The sequence below is a fragment of the Streptomyces sp. NPDC127117 genome, from assembly GCF_042677325.1.
GTDB lineage: Bacteria > Actinomycetota > Actinomycetes > Streptomycetales > Streptomycetaceae > Streptomyces.
On the sequence record NZ_JBHXTM010000043.1, the window covers coordinates 56,475 to 72,885 of the forward strand.

At 70.3% G+C, this 16,411-nt stretch carries 14 protein-coding genes; all 14 read left to right on the forward strand.

Annotated features, from left to right (window positions below; all coding sequences use genetic code 11):
* Nucleotide 1: 1 nt before the first annotated feature.
* Nucleotides 2-1,981 carry a peptidoglycan D,D-transpeptidase FtsI family protein gene (locus ACFVH0_RS30155; RefSeq protein ID WP_385825306.1) on the forward strand — a complete coding sequence of 660 codons (1,980 nt, stop codon included), beginning with the start codon at nucleotides 2-4 and terminating at the stop codon, nucleotides 1,979-1,981.
* Between the two features lie 18 nt (nucleotides 1,982-1,999).
* A complete protein-coding gene (locus tag ACFVH0_RS30160; RefSeq protein WP_385825308.1) occupies nucleotides 2,000-3,727 on the forward strand; it encodes a UDP-N-acetylmuramoyl-L-alanyl-D-glutamate--2,6-diaminopimelate ligase in 1,728 nt (575 codons plus the stop codon).
* 4 nt (nucleotides 3,728-3,731) lie between these two features.
* A complete protein-coding gene (gene murF / locus ACFVH0_RS30165; RefSeq protein ID WP_385825310.1) occupies nucleotides 3,732-5,138 on the forward strand; it encodes a UDP-N-acetylmuramoyl-tripeptide--D-alanyl-D-alanine ligase in 1,407 nt (468 codons plus the stop codon).
* The gene (gene mraY / locus ACFVH0_RS30170) at nucleotides 5,135-6,205 is read left to right on the forward strand and encodes a phospho-N-acetylmuramoyl-pentapeptide-transferase (protein WP_385825312.1); all 1,071 of its coding nucleotides are present in this window, start codon (nucleotides 5,135-5,137) and stop codon (nucleotides 6,203-6,205) included. Before murF ends, mraY begins: the two co-directional genes overlap by 4 nt.
* On the forward strand, nucleotides 6,187-7,620 hold the full coding sequence (murD, locus tag ACFVH0_RS30175; RefSeq protein ID WP_385825314.1) for a UDP-N-acetylmuramoyl-L-alanine--D-glutamate ligase: 1,434 nt from the start codon (nucleotides 6,187-6,189) through the stop codon (nucleotides 7,618-7,620). The genes mraY and murD overlap by 19 nt, the downstream gene beginning before the upstream one ends.
* 43 nt (nucleotides 7,621-7,663) lie before the next feature.
* The gene (gene ftsW / locus ACFVH0_RS30180; protein ID WP_385825315.1) at nucleotides 7,664-9,124 is read left to right on the forward strand and encodes a putative lipid II flippase FtsW; all 1,461 of its coding nucleotides are present in this window, start codon (nucleotides 7,664-7,666) and stop codon (nucleotides 9,122-9,124) included.
* Nucleotides 9,125-9,130: 6 nt separating this feature from the next.
* Nucleotides 9,131-10,225: an undecaprenyldiphospho-muramoylpentapeptide beta-N-acetylglucosaminyltransferase gene (gene murG / locus ACFVH0_RS30185; RefSeq protein ID WP_326765088.1), complete on the forward strand. Its 1,095-nt coding sequence runs from the start codon at nucleotides 9,131-9,133 to the stop codon at nucleotides 10,223-10,225.
* A gap of 50 nt (nucleotides 10,226-10,275) precedes the next feature.
* Complete coding sequence (locus ACFVH0_RS30190) at nucleotides 10,276-11,070, forward strand: cell division protein FtsQ/DivIB (RefSeq protein WP_385825317.1); 795 nt, start codon at nucleotides 10,276-10,278, stop codon at nucleotides 11,068-11,070.
* 277 nt (nucleotides 11,071-11,347) lie between these two features.
* Nucleotides 11,348-12,565 (forward strand): cell division protein FtsZ, encoded by a 1,218-nt coding sequence (gene ftsZ / locus ACFVH0_RS30195; RefSeq protein WP_385825319.1) that lies wholly within the window; start codon nucleotides 11,348-11,350, stop codon nucleotides 12,563-12,565.
* The gene (gene pgeF / locus ACFVH0_RS30200) at nucleotides 12,562-13,302 is read left to right on the forward strand and encodes a peptidoglycan editing factor PgeF (RefSeq protein ID WP_385825321.1); all 741 of its coding nucleotides are present in this window, start codon (nucleotides 12,562-12,564) and stop codon (nucleotides 13,300-13,302) included. The genes ftsZ and pgeF overlap by 4 nt, the downstream gene beginning before the upstream one ends.
* 6 nt (nucleotides 13,303-13,308) lie before the next feature.
* The gene (locus tag ACFVH0_RS30205) at nucleotides 13,309-14,028 is read left to right on the forward strand and encodes a YggS family pyridoxal phosphate-dependent enzyme (protein WP_385825323.1); all 720 of its coding nucleotides are present in this window, start codon (nucleotides 13,309-13,311) and stop codon (nucleotides 14,026-14,028) included.
* A gap of 126 nt (nucleotides 14,029-14,154) precedes the next feature.
* Complete coding sequence (locus ACFVH0_RS30210) at nucleotides 14,155-14,778, forward strand: cell division protein SepF (protein ID WP_342286275.1); 624 nt, start codon at nucleotides 14,155-14,157, stop codon at nucleotides 14,776-14,778.
* Nucleotides 14,779-14,848: 70 nt separating this feature from the next.
* Nucleotides 14,849-15,133, forward strand: coding sequence for a YggT family protein (locus tag ACFVH0_RS30215; protein ID WP_072483208.1), 285 nt, complete (start codon nucleotides 14,849-14,851; stop codon nucleotides 15,131-15,133).
* Nucleotides 15,134-15,182: 49 nt separating this feature from the next.
* Nucleotides 15,183-16,313 carry a DivIVA domain-containing protein gene (locus tag ACFVH0_RS30220; RefSeq protein ID WP_124718182.1) on the forward strand — a complete coding sequence of 377 codons (1,131 nt, stop codon included), beginning with the start codon at nucleotides 15,183-15,185 and terminating at the stop codon, nucleotides 16,311-16,313.
* Nucleotides 16,314-16,411: the final 98 nt, after the last annotated feature.

Here is a 16,411-nt window from a genome sequence, read left to right on the forward strand (position 1 = left end):
AGTGCCGCCCAAGGAACCACCGCGCCGCCGGGTACCCGGCCCCGCGCGCCCGCGCAGCGCCGCAGGCGGCCAGGGGCGCCCCCGGCCCGCCGTCCGCCGCTCCGCCCCGGCACCGCGCCCCCGCCCGCCCCGCAACCCGGGCGCGAGCCCGCTGCGGCTGGGCAACCCGCGCCCCCGGCTCCGCCTGGTCAGCCTCGCCCTGACGCTCGTCATGCTGACGTTCGTCGTCCGGCTGCTCCAGGTCCAGGCCGTCGACGCCAGCGCGTACGCAGCCAAGGCCAAGGAGAACCGCTACCTCAGCTACACGATCGCCGCCGAGCGCGGCGAGATCACCGACCGCGGCGGGATCGCCCTGGCCACCAGCGTCGACGCGTACAACATCACCGCCGACCCCTCGATGTTCACGCCCGAGTTCAGCAAGGCCCCCGACGCGCCCCGGCAGGCGGCGGCGCTCCTCGCCCCGATCCTCGGCACCGACGCCACCGAGCTGACCCGGAAGCTGTCCGGGAAGGGCCGCTACGTCGTCCTGGCCCGCCGGCAGACCCCACAGGTCTGGAACCAGATCAAGGACCTCAAGTCCGTCTTCGCGGAGAAGGCAGGCAAGGACCGGGCGAGCGGCGGCCCCGGGGCCAACGTGCTGGCCGGCGTCTTCCAGGAGGCGACCACCAAACGGGTCTACCCCAACGGCGGCCTCGCCGCCGGGATACTGGGTTACGTCAACTCCGACGGCAAGGGCGCGGGCGGCCTCGAATCGCAGCTGGACAAGGAGCTCGCGGGCGAGGACGGCAAGATCAGGTACGCCCAGGCGGGCGGCCGCCGGGTGCCCACCGCGGGCACCAAGGAGGTCCCGGCCGTCCCCGGCGCCGACATCGAGCTGACCATCGACCGCGACATCCAGTGGGCCGCCCAGCAGGCCATCAGCGACCAGGTGAAGAAGTCCAGGGCCGACCGCGGCTATGTGGTCGTCCAGAACACCAGGACCGGCGAGGTCCTCGCCATGGCCAACGCCCCCGGCTTCGACCCCAACAACCTCTCGCAGGCCGACGCGGCGTCGCTGGGCAACGCGGCCCTCCAGGACGTCTACGAGCCCGGCTCCACCAGCAAGGTCATGTCCATGGCCGCCGTGCTGGAGGAGGGCGTCGCCACCCCGGGCACCCATGTCACCGTCCCCAACCGGCTGCACCGCGGCGACCGGCTCTTCAAGGACGACATCGACCACCCCACCTGGTACCTGACGCTCAACGGCGTACTCGCCAAGTCCAGCAACATCGGCACCATCCTGGCCACCGGCGAACTGGGCAGGACGCAGGCCGAGGCCAACAAGGTCCTCCACTCCTACCTGCGCAAGTTCGGGATCGGCTCACCGACCGGTCTCGGCTACCCGGGCGAGACCCCCGGGATCCTCGCCGAGCCCCAGGACTGGTCGACCTCGCAGCAGTACACGATCCCGTTCGGCCAGGGCCTCTCGCTCAACGCCATGCAGGCCGCCTCCATCTACTCGACGATCGCCAACGACGGGGTCCGCGTCGCGCCCACGCTGGTACGCGGCACCAAGGGCGCCGACGGCCGGTTCCAGGCCGCCGAACCGCCCGAGCGGACCAGGGTGGTCAGCGCCAAGACCGCCAGGACGCTCGCCGCGATGCTGGAGTCGGTGGTCGGCGACGAGGAGGGCACCGGCACGAAGGCCAAGATCCCGGGCTACCGGGTGGCGGGCAAGACCGGTACGGCCAACCGGGTCGACCCGGTGCGCGGCGGCTACCACGGCTACACCGCCTCCTTCGCGGGCTTCGCACCCGCCGACAAACCGCAGATCACCGTCTACTGCGCGATCCAGAACCCGACCAAGGGCAGCTACTTCGGCGGCCAGATCTGCGGACCGATCTACAAGCAGGTCATGGAGTTCGCGCTCAAGACCCTCCAGACCCCACCGTCCGGCAGCGGGCCAGCCCGGCTGCCGGTGTCCTTCAAGCCCGGCGAGTGAACTCGGGGAAACCATCCAGTGACAACCATCACGCCCGATCCCGGGAACCGGAACGGGAACCACCAGAACCCCGGCCCCTCACTTCGCGAGAGGCCGGGTGCGCCCGGTACGCTCACCGCCGTGCCCCACGCTGATCAGTCCCAAACCACCCAGAAGGCCGCCCCTGTGAACTACCCGGGAGCGCCCCGCCCGGACCGGATCGGGCCGACCCCGCTCGGCGAACTGGCAGCCCGGCTGGGCGTCGAGCCGCCGGGAACCGGCGAGATCACCGGCATCACCCACGACTCCCGGGCGGTACGTCCCGGCGATGTCTACGCGGCCCTGCCGGGCGCCCGCTTCCACGGCGCCGACTTCGCCGCCCAGGCGGCCGGTCTCGGCGCGACGGCGATCCTCACCGACCCGGCGGGCGCCGAGCGCGCCGCCGCCACCGGACTTCCGGTGCTGGTCACCGAGGACCCGCGCGGCCGGATGGGCGAGCTGGCCGCGGAGATCTACGGACGGCCCGGCAGCGACCTCCTCCAGATCGGCATCACCGGAACGTCCGGCAAGACCACCACCGCGTACCTCGTCGAGGGCGGCTTCCGCGGTGCCGGGCGCGCCACCGGGCTCATCGGCACGGTGGAGATGCGGATCGGCGACGAACGCATCAAGTCCGAGCGCACCACCCCCGAGGCCACCGATCTGCAGGCCCTGTTCGCCGTCATGCGCGAACGCGGCGTCGACTCGGTGACCATGGAGGTCTCCAGCCACGCCCTGGTGCTCGGCCGGGTCGACGGCTGCGTCTTCGACGTCGCGGTCTTCAACAACCTCAGCCCGGAACACATGGAGTTCCACTCCGGGATGGAGGACTACTTCCAGGCCAAGGCGCAGCTCTTCACCCCTGCCCGCAGCCGCCAGGGCGTCGTCAACCACGACGACGAGTACGGCCGCAGGCTGATCACCGAGGCGTCCGTCCCGGTCGTCACCTTCTCCGCCGAGGGCCACCCGGACGCCGACTGGCGCGCCGAGGACGTCGAACTCGGGCCGCTCGGCTCGACCTTCACCGTCGTCGGCCCCAAGGACGAGCGGATCGTGGCCAGGGCCCCGCTGCCCGGCCCGTTCAACGTCGCCAACACCCTCGCCGCGATCGTCACGCTCGCCGTCGCCGGCATCGACCCGCAGACCGCCGCCGACGGCGTCGCGGCCGTTCCCGGCGTCCCCGGCCGCCTGGAGCGCGTCGACGCCGGACAGCCGTACCTCGCGGTCGTCGACTACGCGCACAAGACCGACGCCGTCGAATCCGTGCTGCGCTCCCTGCGGGCGGTCACCGAGGGCAGGCTGCACATCGTCCTCGGCTGCGGCGGCGACCGCGACACGACCAAACGCGGCCCGATGGGCGCGGCCGCCGCCCGCCTCGCCGACACCGCCGTACTGACCTCCGACAACCCCCGTTCCGAGGACCCCCTCGGAATCCTCGCCGCCATGCTCGCGGGCGCCGCCGAGGTGCCCGTCCACGAGCGGGGCGACGTCCTGGTCGACGCCGACCGGGCCGCCGCCATCGCCGCCGCGGTCGCCCGTGCCGAGCCCGGTGACACCGTGCTGATCGCAGGCAAGGGCCATGAGCAGGGCCAGGACATCCATGGCGTGGTACGCCCCTTCGACGACCGCGTGGTCCTGCGCGCGGCCATCGAGCGGTCCCTGGGGCACGAGCGCACCGAGAGCGCCGGCCACCGCGCCCACACCCACGAGAACAACAGTCAGGGATGACCAAGTGATCGCCCTTTCCCTCGCCGAGATCGCCGAAATCGTCGGCGGGCAGTCGCACGACATACCCGATCCGGCAGCAACCGTCAGCGGGCCGGTCGTCATCGACTCCCGGGAGGTGACGCAGGGCAGCCTGTTCGTCGCCTTCGCCGGCGAGCGGGTCGACGGCCACGACTATGCGCAGCGCGCCGTCGAGGCGGGTGCGGCAGTCGTGCTGGCCGCCCGCCCCGTCGGTGTTCCGGCGATCGTCGTCGACGACGTCGTGGCCGCACTCGGCGCGCTCGCGCGCACCGTCGTGGGCCGCCTCGGCACCACCGTCGTCGCGCTCACCGGCTCCGCGGGCAAGACCTCCACCAAGGACCTCATCGCCCAGCTCCTCGAACGCAAGGGGCCCACCGTCTACCCGGCGGGCAACCTCAACAACGAGATCGGTCTGCCGCTCACCGCGCTGCGCGCCACCGAGGACACCCGCCACCTCGTCCTCGAAATGGGTGCACGCTACATCGGTGACATCCGCTACCTCACCGGACTCGTCCCGCCCCGCGTCGGCCTCGTCCTCAACGTCGGCACCGCCCACATCGGCGAGTTCGGCGGCCGGGAGCAGATCGCACAGGCCAAGGGCGAGATGGTCGAGTCGCTGCCCGAGGACGGCGTCGCCGTACTCAACGCCGACGACCCGCTCGTACGCGCCATGTCCTCCCGCACCAAGGCCCGGGTGCTGCTCTTCGGGGAAGCCGCGGAAGCGGACGTACGGGGCGAGAAGGTCCGTCTCACCGACGACGGACGCCCCGCTTTCCAGCTCCACACACCCACCGGGTGCAGCGACGTGACCATGCGCCTGTACGGTGAGCACCACGTGTCGAACGCGCTCGCCGCGGCCGCCGTCGCCCATGAGTTGGGCCTGTCCGCAGACGAGATCGCCGAAGGGCTCTCCGAGGCGGGCACCCTCTCCCGCTGGCGCATGGAGGTCACCGAGCGTCCGGACGGCGTGACGTTCGTCAATGACGCCTACAACGCGAACCCCGAATCCATGAAAGCCGCGCTGCGCGCGCTGGTCGCCATGGGGAAGGGCCGTCGTACGTGGGCGGTGCTCGGCCAGATGGCCGAGCTCGGCGACGCCTCGCTCGCCGAGCACGACGCGGTCGGACGGCTCGCCGTCCGGCTCAACGTCAGCAAGCTCGTCGCGGTCGGGGGCAGAGAGGCCTCCTGGCTGCAACTGGGCGCATACAACGAGGGTTCGTGGGGTGAGGAGTCGGTGCACGTGTCCGACGCACAGGCCGCGGTCGACCTGTTGCGCAGTGAACTGCGCCCGGGAGACGTCGTGCTGGTGAAGGCGTCCCGGTCGGTCGGCCTGGAGCAGGTCGCCATGGCACTGCTGGAGAACGCGTCCGAGGGCGAGGTCACCGGCCGATGAGGCAGATCCTCTTCGCGGGGGCCATCGGGCTCTTCCTGACCCTGGTCGGAACTCCGCTGCTGATCAAGCTGCTCGCCCGCAAGGGATACGGGCAGTTCATCCGGGACGACGGCCCGCGTACCCACGGGTCCAAGAAGGGCACGCCCACCATGGGCGGCATTGCCTTCATCCTGGCGACGATCATCGCGTACGTCGCGGCGAAGCTGATCACCGGCGAGGAGATGCGATTCTCCGGCGTGCTGGTGCTCTTCCTGATGGCCGGCATGGGCCTCGTGGGCTTCCTCGACGACTACATCAAGATCGTCAAGCAGCGTTCGCTGGGCCTGCGGGCCAAGGCGAAGATGGCCGGCCAGCTGATCGTGGGCATCGCCTTCGCGGTGCTCTCGCTCCAGTTCGCCGACGCCCGCGGCAACACCCCGGCCTCCGACAAGCTGTCGTTCGTCGCGGACTTCGGCTGGTCGATCGGCCCGGTGCTGTTCGTGGTCTGGGCACTGTTCATGATCCTGGCCATGTCCAACGGCGTGAACCTGACGGACGGTCTGGACGGCCTGGCCACCGGTGCCTCGGTGATGGTCTTCGGCGCGTACACCTTCATCGGGCTGTGGCAGTTCCAGGAGTCCTGCGCCAACGCGGACACCCTGACCAACCCCAACGCCTGTTTCGAGGTACGCGATCCGCTCGACCTCGCGGTAGTCGCCTCGGCGTTGATGGGCGCCTGCTTCGGCTTCCTGTGGTGGAACACCTCGCCCGCCAAGATCTTCATGGGTGACACCGGCTCGCTCGCCCTCGGCGGCGCCCTCGCCGGTCTGGCGATCTGCTCCCGCACCGAGTTCCTGATGGCCATCCTCGGCGGTCTCTTCGTGATGATCACCATGTCCGTGGTCATCCAGGTCGGTTCCTTCAAGATGACCGGCAAGCGGGTCTTCCGGATGGCGCCGCTACAGCACCACTTCGAACTCAAGGGGTGGTCCGAAGTCCTTGTCGTGGTCCGCTTCTGGATCATCCAGGGCATGTGCGTGATCGTCGGACTCGGACTCTTCTACGCGGGATGGGCAGCCGAGAAGTGAGCAACCAGGACTGGCAGGGCAAGCACGTCACCGTCGCGGGACTCGGAGTCTCCGGAATCCCGGCGGCCAAGGTGCTGCACGGCCTCGGGGCCGTCGTCACCGTGGTCAACGACGGGGACGACGAGCGCTCGCGCGCCCAGGCCGCGGAGCTGGAGGCGCAGGGCATCGCCGTGCGCCTCGGCGACGGGGCGACCCTGCCCGAGTCCACCGAGCTCATCGTCACCGCCCCGGGCTGGCAGCCCCACAAGCCGCTCTTCACCGCAGCCGCCGAGGCGGGCGTCCCCGTCTGGGGCGACGTCGAACTCGCCTGGCGGCTGCGGGGCCCCGGCGCGGCCCCCTGGCTCGCGGTCACCGGCACCAACGGCAAGACCACGACCGTACGGATGCTCGCCTCGATCCTGGAGGCGGCCGGGCTGCGCACCGCAGCCGTCGGCAACATCGGCGTCTCGCTGCTGGACGCGGTGCTCGGCGACGAGGAGTACGACGTACTCGCCGTCGAGCTGTCCAGCTACCAGCTGCACTGGGCGCCCTCGCTGCGCGCCCACTCCGCCGCCGTCCTCAACCTGGCCCCCGACCACCTCGACTGGCACGGCTCCATGGCGGCGTACGTCGCGGACAAGGGCCGGATCTACGAGGGCAACCGCGTCGCCTGCGTCTACAACGCGGCCGACCCGGCGACCGAGGACCTGGTCCGCGAGGCCGACGTGGAGGAGGGCTGCCGGGCCATCGGCTTCACCCTGAACACACCGGGCCCGTCCCAGCTGGGCGTCGTCGACGGCATCCTCGTCGACCGCGCCTTCGTGGCGAACCGGCAGAAGCAGGCCCAGGAGCTGGCCGAGGTCAAGGACATCGACCCGCCCGCCCCGCACAACATCGCCAACGCCCTCGCGGCCGCGGCCCTGGCCCGCGCCTTCGGCGTCGAGCCCGCGGCCGTACGCGACGGGCTGCGGGCCTTCCGCCCCGACCCGCACCGCATCGAGCACGTCGCGAACGTCGCCGGGGTCGCGTACATCGACGACTCCAAGGCCACCAACACCCATGCCGCCGAGGCATCGCTGGCGGCCTACGACCCGATCGTCTGGATCGCCGGCGGCCTCGCGAAGGGGGCCACCTTCGACGAGCTGGTGACCGGGGCCGCCGGGCGGCTGCGGGGCGTCGTACTGATCGGCCGGGACCGGGAACTGATCCGGGAAGCCCTCACGCGACACGCCCCCGAGGTCCCGGTGGTCGACCTCGACCGGACCGACACTGGGGCGATGTCCGAGGCGGTCCGCGAGGCGGCACGGCTCGCCCGGCCGGGAGACACCGTACTGATGGCCCCGGCCTGTGCCTCGATGGACATGTTCGTCAATTACAACAAGCGGGGCGAGGCGTTCGCGGACGCGGTCCGCGCACTCGCTGCCGAGAGCGCCTGACGGGCCCGGCCTCCGCGCACGAGCAGTGGAGGGGACAGCGACGATGCCGGCCGAAGAGAGCTCTGCCGGGCCCCGTGAGGGCCGCTCACGGGCCACCGCGGCGATCAGCCGGGCACTCGCCCCACCGCTGCTCGCGGGAGCGGCAGCGGGCGCCCCGGCGCCACCGGGCCCCGCTCTCAGGGTCCGTTCCGTCACCGGCTCCCGGCGCCCCTCGGTGCCCCGCTCCAAGGGACGCTCCACCGGCGGCCCCCGTGGGCCCCGTTCCTCCCGCGGGGGGATGCGGGGGATGTACGAGCGGGTGCGCCGGGCCTGGGACCGCCCGCTGACCGCGTACTACCTGATCCTGGGCGCCGGGCTGCTGATCACCGTGCTCGGCCTGGTGATGGTCTACTCCGCGTCGATGATCAAGGCCCTGGAACTCGACAAACCGGGCACCTACTTCTTCCGTAAACAGTTCCTGGCCGCCGTCATCGGTGCCGGACTGATGGCGCTTGCCGCCCGGATGCCCGCCAAACTGCACCGGGCGTTCGCCTATCCGCTGCTCATGGGCACCGTCTTCCTGATGGTGCTGGTCCAGGTGCCGGGGATAGGGATGTCGGTCAACGGCAACCGGAACTGGCTCTACCTGGGCGGGCCCTTCCAGCTCCAGCCCAGTGAGTTCGGCAAGCTCGCCCTGATCCTGTGGGGCGCGGACCTGCTCGCGCGCAAACAGGACAAACGGCTGCTGACCCAGTGGAAGCACCTGCTCGTCCCGCTCGTCCCGGTCGCCTTCATGCTCCTCGGGCTGATCATGCTCGGCGGCGACATGGGAACTGCGATCATTCTCACCGCGATCCTGTTCGGGCTGCTCTGGCTGGCGGGGGCGCCCACCCGGCTCTTCGGCGGGGTGCTCGGCTTCGCCGCCCTGATCGCCTTCGTACTGATCAAGACCAGCCCGAACCGGATGTCCAGGCTCGCCTGCATCGGCGCCAGCGAGCCCGGACCGGGGGACTCCTGCTGGCAGGCGGTGCACGGCATCTATGCTCTGGCGTCCGGCGGATGGTTCGGTTCCGGGCTCGGTGCGAGTGTGGAAAAATGGGGCCAACTACCTGAACCGCACACCGACTTCATCTTCGCCATCACCGGGGAGGAACTGGGGTTGGCGGGGACGCTGTCGGTACTCGCCCTCTTCGCGGCTCTAGGCTATGCGGGTATCCGCGTGGCCGGACGCACGGAGGACCCCTTCGTGAGGTACGCCGCGGGAGGTGTGACCACCTGGATCACGGTGCAGGCCGTGATCAACATCGGTGCGGTGCTCGGCCTGCTGCCGATCGCCGGGGTCCCGCTCCCGCTGTTCTCCTACGGAGGATCGGCCCTGCTGCCGACCATGTTCGCCGTCGGGCTGCTGATCGCGTTCGCGCGAGAGGATCCCGCGGCGAAGGCTGCCCTGGCCATGCGGAGGCCCGGGGTGAGATGGAAGACGATGAGACGGCGCGTCAAGAAGCGTCCGTCCGGAGAGCGGTGAATTTCGGTGCATGTCGTACTCGCCGGTGGGGGGACCGCCGGCCACATCGAGCCCGCGCTTGCCCTCGCGGACGCCCTGCGCAGGCAGGACCCGACCGTGGGAATCACTGCCCTCGGCACGGAGCGCGGACTTGAGACCAGGCTCGTACCCGAGCGGGGGTACGAACTCGCCCTGATCCCGGCCGTGCCGCTGCCGCGCAAGCCCACCCCGGAGCTGATCACCGTCCCGGGACGGCTGCGCGGCACCATCAAGGCCGCCGAGCAGGTGCTGGAGCGCACCAAGGCGGACTGCGTCGTCGGCTTCGGCGGCTATGTCGCCCTGCCCGGCTACCTCGCCGCCAAGCGGGCCGGGGTGCCGATCGTCGTCCATGAGGCCAACGCCCGTCCCGGCCTGGCCAACAAGATCGGTTCGCGGTACGCCCACGGCGTCGCCGTCTCCACCCCCGACAGCAAGCTGCGCGGCGCCCGTTACATCGGCATCCCGCTGCGCCGCACCATCGCCACCCTGGACCGGGCCCGGGTCCGCCCCGAGGCGCGTGCCGCCTTCGGGCTCGACCCCAACCTGCCGACGCTGCTGGTCTCGGGCGGCTCGCAGGGCGCCCGCCACCTCAACGAGGTGGTCCAGCGCGTCGCACCGCTGCTCCAGCGCTCCGGAATCCAGATCCTCCATGTGGTCGGCCCGAAGAACGAATTGCCGCGCGTCGACAACATGCCCGGGATGCCGCCCTACATCCCGGTACCGTACGTGGACCGGATGGATCTCGCGTACGCCGCGGCCGACATGATGCTCTGCCGCGCCGGCGCGATGACCGTCGCCGAACTCTCCGCCGTCGGGCTCCCCGCCGCCTACGTACCGCTGCCCATCGGCAACGGCGAACAGCGGCTCAACGCCCAGCCGGTGGTCAACGCCGGCGGCGGGCTGCTGGTGGACGACGCGGCGCTCACCCCCGAGTGGGTGCAGGGCAACGTCCTCCCGGTGCTCGCGGATCCGCACCGGCTGTACGAGATGTCCCGCGCCGCCGCCGAGTTCGGCCGCCGGGACGCCGACGACCTGCTCGTCGGCATGGTGTACGAGGCGATTGCCGCACGCCGAGGCGCGTGAGGCCGACGGGTCCGGGGGCGGCGCTCCCGGACCCGGCATAAGGAGCGAGCGTGGCCGGACCGACGACCGCCCAGCGCGGGAAAGCGCAGCAGAAGCACTCCCCGGCCCGCCCGCCGCGCCCGCGCCCCGAGGCGCGCCGACTGCCCAGCCGCAGAACGCTGATCGTTACCGGCGTGCTCGCGCTGCTGCTCGCCGCCGGTACCGTCTGGGCGCTCTACGGCTCCTCCTGGCTCCGTGCCGAACAGGTCAGGACCACCGGTGTCGACGTACTGACACCGGCCGAGGTGGAGGCCGCCGCGGCGGTTCCGGTCGGGGCCCCGCTGATCTCCGTCGACACCGACGCCATCGCCGACCGATTGCGCCAGAAGTTGCCTCGTATCGACTCCGTGGATGTCGTACGGTCATGGCCGCACGGAATCGGACTTAAGGTGACCGAACGACAGCCGGTCCTGTTGGTCAAAAAGGGTGCAAAGTTCATTGAAGTGGACGCGAAAGGCGTTCGTTTCGCAACGGTGGACAAATCGCCCGGTCGCGTACCTCTGCTGGAACTGAAACCTGATCAGTCCGCGAGTCTGCGCCGATTCGGCAGTGCCCGGCTGGTGCGGGAAGCGGTCCGGGTCGCGGGCGAACTTCCGGGCGGCGTCGCCAAGGACACCGAGGTCGTACGGGTCACCTCGTACGACTCGATCTCCCTGCAGCTCACCCGGGGGCGCACGGTGAACTGGGGCAGCGGCGAAGGGGGTCCGGTGAAGGCGAGAGTTCTCACCGCTCTCATGAAAGCCGCTCCCAAAGCGGGACACTTCGACGTGAGTGCACCCACCGCCCCTTCCGTGTCGGGTAGTTGACGCACATTTGGCCTGGCCAGCACCCTGGTTGGTCAGCGCTACGGGTGATCACATAGGGTGAAAAGAAAAACGGGAGGTTCGGCGTGTTCGTTGAACGTGCGCCACTTGTCGACTTAGTGTCCTGTTCGGAAGAGTCCATGAAGCAGACACACTGGTAACCCTAAACTTCAACGTTAGGGTTTGGGTCGGCGTTTCGGACCGTCCCAATCGGCATCCGTCGTCGCGGCGGGACTACCGCGAAGCGACGACACGTAACTCGAGGCGAGAGGCCTTCGACGTGGCAGCACCGCAGAACTACCTCGCAGTCATCAAGGTCATCGGTGTCGGCGGCGGTGGTGTCAATGCCATCAACCGAATGATCGAGGTCGGTCTCAAGGGCGTCGAGTTCATCGCGATCAACACTGATGCGCAAGCCCTGTTGATGAGCGACGCCGACGTCAAGCTCGACGTCGGCCGCGAACTCACCCGCGGCCTTGGCGCCGGCGCCAACCCGGCAGTCGGTCGCAAGGCGGCAGAGGACCACCGTGAGGAGATCGAGGAGGTCCTCAAGGGGGCCGACATGGTCTTCGTCACCGCCGGAGAAGGCGGCGGCACCGGCACCGGCGGCGCACCCGTCGTCGCCAACATCGCGCGCTCGCTCGGCGCCCTGACGATCGGCGTGGTCACCCGCCCGTTCACCTTCGAGGGCCGGCGACGCGCGAACCAGGCGGAGGACGGCATCGCCGAACTCCGCGAAGAGGTCGACACCCTCATCGTCATTCCCAACGACCGGCTGCTGTCCATCTCGGACCGCCAGGTCAGCGTGCTCGACGCGTTCAAGTCGGCCGACCAGGTGCTGCTCTCGGGTGTCCAGGGCATCACCGACCTCATCACCACCCCGGGGCTGATCAACCTCGACTTCGCCGACGTCAAGTCGGTCATGTCCGAGGCCGGATCGGCACTCATGGGCATCGGATCGGCCCGTGGCGACGACCGCGCGGTGGCCGCCGCGGAGATGGCGATCTCCTCGCCGCTCCTGGAGGCGTCCATCGACGGCGCCCGCGGTGTCCTGCTCTCCATCTCCGGCGGCAGCGACCTCGGTCTCTTCGAGATCAACGAGGCCGCCCAGCTGGTGAGCGAGGCGGCGCACCCCGAGGCGAACATCATCTTCGGTGCGGTCATCGACGACGCGCTGGGCGACGAGGTACGCGTCACCGTGATCGCCGCGGGCTTCGACGGCGGACAGCCGCCGGCCCGCCGCGAGAACGTCCTGGGCGCCAACTCCGCCAAGCGCGACGAGCCCGCCGCGCCGGTGCGGACCCCGGAGCCCGTGCGTCAGACCGGTGGGCTGGGCTCCGTGCCCACCCGCGAGGAGCCGCCGGTCCAGTCGGAGCCCGTACCGGTGGCGAGCGAGACCCACCTGCCGCCGGTCGCGCCGCCGCACGTCCCGCCGGCCCGTCCCGCGTACCAGGACTCGCAGGCCGAAGAGCTGGATGTCCCGGACTTCTTGAAGTGATAGCTCAGCACCACGCACTGTCCTCGACGGGCGGCGCACACTTCGCCTTCACCGACAGGTGGGGCGGAGTGAGCGCCGCTCCGTACGAGGAGCTCAACCTCGGCGGCGCGGTCGGAGACGACCCCGCCGCCGTTCTGGCCAATCGCGAGCGCGCCGCCCGGGACCTCGGTCTGGATCCGACGCGGGTCGTCTGGATGAACCAGGTGCACGGGCGGGACGTCGCGGTCGTCGACGGGCCGTGGCCGGACGCTTCGGAGATCCCCGCGGTGGACGCGGTGGTGACCGCGCGACGCGGGCTCCCGCTCGCCGTGCTCACCGCAGACTGCACCCCCGTACTGCTGGCCGACCCGGTCGCCGGGATCGTGGCGGCGGCGCACGCGGGCCGTCCCGGTCTGGTCGCCGGGGTCGTCCCCGCCGTGGTCGAGGCCATGGCCGGGCTCGGTGCCGACACCTCCCGGATCGTCGCCCGCACCGGGCCGGCGGTCTGCGGACGGTGCTACGAAGTCCCGGCCGACATGCGCGCCGAGGTCGCGAAGAGCGTCCCGGCCGCCTGGTCCGAGACCAGCTGGGGCACCCCGGCGGTGGACGTCACCGCGGGGGTCCACGCCCAGCTCAAGGATCTCGGGATCGAGGACCGGCAGGTCTCGCCGGTCTGCACCCTCGAATCGGGCGATCACTTCTCGTACCGCCGCGACCGCACCACCGGGCGGCTCGCCGGATATGTCTGGTTGGACTGATAGGGCATGACGGACCGTAAGGCTCAACTCGCCGAAAATCTGGCACGGGTGGAGGAACGCATCGTTTCCGCCTGTGCCGCCGCCGGTCGTGAGCGGGATGAAGTGACGCTCATCGTGGTCACGAAGACCTACCCCGCGAGCGATGTGCGGATTCTGCACGAACTGGGTGTACGTCATGTCGCGGAGAATCGTGACCAGGACGCGGCGCCCAAGGCAGCCGAATGTGCGGATCTGTCGCTCACATGGCACTTTGTCGGTCAATTGCAGACGAATAAGGTTCGTTCTGTGGCGAGTTATGCCGATGTCGTGCAGTCGGTGGACCGCGCCAGACTGGTCACTGCCCTCTCGGCGGCCGCCGAACGCGAAGGGCGCGAACTCGGCTGTCTCATCCAGGTGGCGCTCGACGCGGAGAGCGGCGAGCGGGGTGACCGGGGCGGCGTCGCGCCGGACGGGATCGAGGAGTTGGCCGCCGCGGTCGAGTCCGCGCCGGGGCTGCGGCTCGGCGGTCTGATGACCGTCGCGCCGCTCGCAGGGCCGTACGCGGGACGCCAACGGGCCGCCTTCGACCGGCTGATGGAATTCTCATCCCGCCTGCGCGGGAACCATCCTGCTGCGAACATGGTCTCTGCAGGGATGAGCGCGGACCTCGAGGACGCGGTCGCGGCCGGAGCGACACATGTGCGCGTCGGTACGGCGGTACTCGGAGTCCGACCCGGGCTCGGGTAACGTCGCCAAGCAGGTCGGACCACAGCAGAAAATATGGTCATTCCCGCCTATGGCGGGCAGGCCTCAGTGGATCGCGGGGCACTTGGTGACAGATGCCGATCCACCACAGAGCGGAGGACTCAGAGCATGGCCGGCGCGATGCGCAAGATGGCGGTCTACCTCGGCCTCGTGGAGGACGATGGGTACGACGGTCCGGGGTTCGACCCCGACGACGAATTCGAACCCGAGCCGGAGCCGGAGCGCGACCGGCGGCGGCACCAGCCCGCGCATCAGGTGGAGCGGGAGCGGGACCGGGAGCGGGACGAACCGGTACGAGCGGTGCAGCCTCCCGCGCAGCGGGAGCCGGTTCAGATCCCGGCGGAGAGAGAGCGACCCGCCCGAATCGCCCCCGTGGCATCCATCACACCTGAACGCCCGAACATGGAGAAGAACGCACCGGTGATCATGCCCAAGGTCGTGTCCGAGCGGGAGCCCTACCGCATCACCACGCTGCACCCCAGGACCTACAACGAGGCCCGTACCATCGGGGAACACTTCCGTGAGGGCACTCCGGTGATCATGAATCTCACGGAGATGGACGATACGGATGCAAAGCGACTTGTCGACTTTGCCGCAGGACTCGTCTTCGGTCTCCATGGCAGCATTGAGCGCGTGACGCAGAAGGTGTTCCTGTTGTCGCCTGCTAACGTCGATGTCACGGCGGAGGACAAGGCCCGCATCGCTGAGGGCGGATTCTTCAACCAGAGCTGAGAACACGACACCGGGAACAACCCGGCCGCGAGGCCGGAGCTACGAGAGCCAGGGGAGAGGGAAGCGCGAAATGGGCGTCGCACTGCAGGTTGTCTATATCGCGCTGATGTGTTTCCTCATCGTGCTGATCTTCCGGCTGGTCATGGACTACGTCTTCCAGTTCGCGCGTTCATGGCAGCCCGGCAAGCCGATGGTGGTCATACTTGAGGCCACCTACACTGTCACCGATCCACCGCTCAAGCTTCTGCGGCGGTTCATCCCGCCGCTGCGTCTCGGGGGCGTGGCACTCGACCTGTCCTTCTTCGTTCTGATGATCATCGTCTACATCCTGATCAGCATCGTGATCAGGCTGTGAGCGATACGGTCTTGCCGACTGCCGACGACTACGTAGAGGTGAAGAAGAGATGCCGCTGACTCCTGAGGACGTGCGGAACAAGCAGTTCACGACCGTCCGCCTCCGAGAAGGCTATGACGAGGACGAGGTCGATGCCTTCCTCGACGAGGTCGAGTCCGAGCTGACCCGCCTGCTCCGTGAGAACGAGGACCTCCGCGCGAAGCTGGCCGCTGCCACGCGTGCCGCCGCGCAGAACCAGCAGCAGGGCATGCGCAAGCCGGAGCCGCAGGACCGGCCCGGGGCACCGGTGCCCGCCGCCATATCGGGTCCGCCGGTCCAGCAGCAGCCCCCGCAGATGGGTCCGCCCCAGCTGCCCGGTGGTGCTCCGCAGCTGCCCGCCGGTCCCAGCGGTCACGGTCCTGGTCCCCAGGGCCAGCACGGCCCCGGTCCGCAGGGCCCGCACGGCCCCGGCCCGATGCAGGGCGGTCCCATGGGTGGCCCGATGGGCGGCCCCATGGGGGGTCACGCCCCGCAGCAGCAGATGCAGCAGATGCAGCAGCCGCAGATGCAGCAGCCCGGTCAGGGCCCCGGTGGCGACAGCGCCGCCCGTGTCCTCTCGCTCGCGCAGCAGACCGCCGACCAGGCGATCGCGGAGGCCCGTTCCGAGGCCAACAAGATCGTCGGCGAGGCGCGCAGCCGCGCCGAGGGCCTGGAGCGCGACGCGCGTGCCAAGGCGGACGCCCTGGAGCGGGACGCGCAGGAGAAGCACCGCGTGGCGATGGGCTCGCTGGAGTCGGCCCGCGCGACGCTGGAGCGCAAGGTCGAGGATCTGCGTGGCTTCGAGCGTGAGTACCGGACCCGCCTGAAGTCCTACCTGGAGAGCCAGCTGCGTCAGCTGGAGACCCAGGCGGACGACTCGCTGGCCCCGCCGCGGACCCCCGCGACCGCTTCGCTGCCGCCGTCGCCCTCGCTGGCTCCGGCCGGTGCCGGCGCCATGGGTCACACCATGGGCGGCAACCACGGCAACCAGCCGATGGGCGGCAACCCGTCCATGGGCGGTGGGCCCTCGTACGGTGGCCAGCAGCAGATGTCGCCGGCGATGACCCAGCCGATGGCACCGGTGCGGCCGCAGGCGCCGCAGCCGATGCAGCAGGCTCCCTCGCCGATGCGCGGGTTCCTGATCGACGAGGACGACAACTGAGCCGGGTGCGCGCGATGAGCGCGTAGCCGTCGGCAGGCTGAGGGCCGGGCCCCGGGGATTCCCCGGGGCCCGGCCCGTTTGCCCTGTGCGGCGGTGCC

Excerpts from the sequence above, each read along its gene's own strand:
- mraY (WP_385825312.1), top strand. The coding sequence starts at position 5,135 with ATGAGGCAGATCCTCTTCGCGGGGGCCATCGGGCTCTTCCTGACCCTG.
- murD (WP_385825314.1), top strand. The coding sequence starts at position 6,187 with ATGGGCAGCCGAGAAGTGAGCAACCAGGACTGGCAGGGCAAGCACGTC.
- ACFVH0_RS30205 (WP_385825323.1), top strand. The coding sequence starts at position 13,309 with ATGACGGACCGTAAGGCTCAACTCGCCGAAAATCTGGCACGGGTGGAG.
- ACFVH0_RS30215 (WP_072483208.1), top strand. The coding sequence starts at position 14,849 with ATGGGCGTCGCACTGCAGGTTGTCTATATCGCGCTGATGTGTTTCCTC.
- ftsW (WP_385825315.1), top strand. The coding sequence starts at position 7,664 with ATGCCGGCCGAAGAGAGCTCTGCCGGGCCCCGTGAGGGCCGCTCACGG.
- ACFVH0_RS30220 (WP_124718182.1), top strand. The coding sequence starts at position 15,183 with ATGCCGCTGACTCCTGAGGACGTGCGGAACAAGCAGTTCACGACCGTC.
- ACFVH0_RS30210 (WP_342286275.1), top strand. The coding sequence starts at position 14,155 with ATGGCCGGCGCGATGCGCAAGATGGCGGTCTACCTCGGCCTCGTGGAG.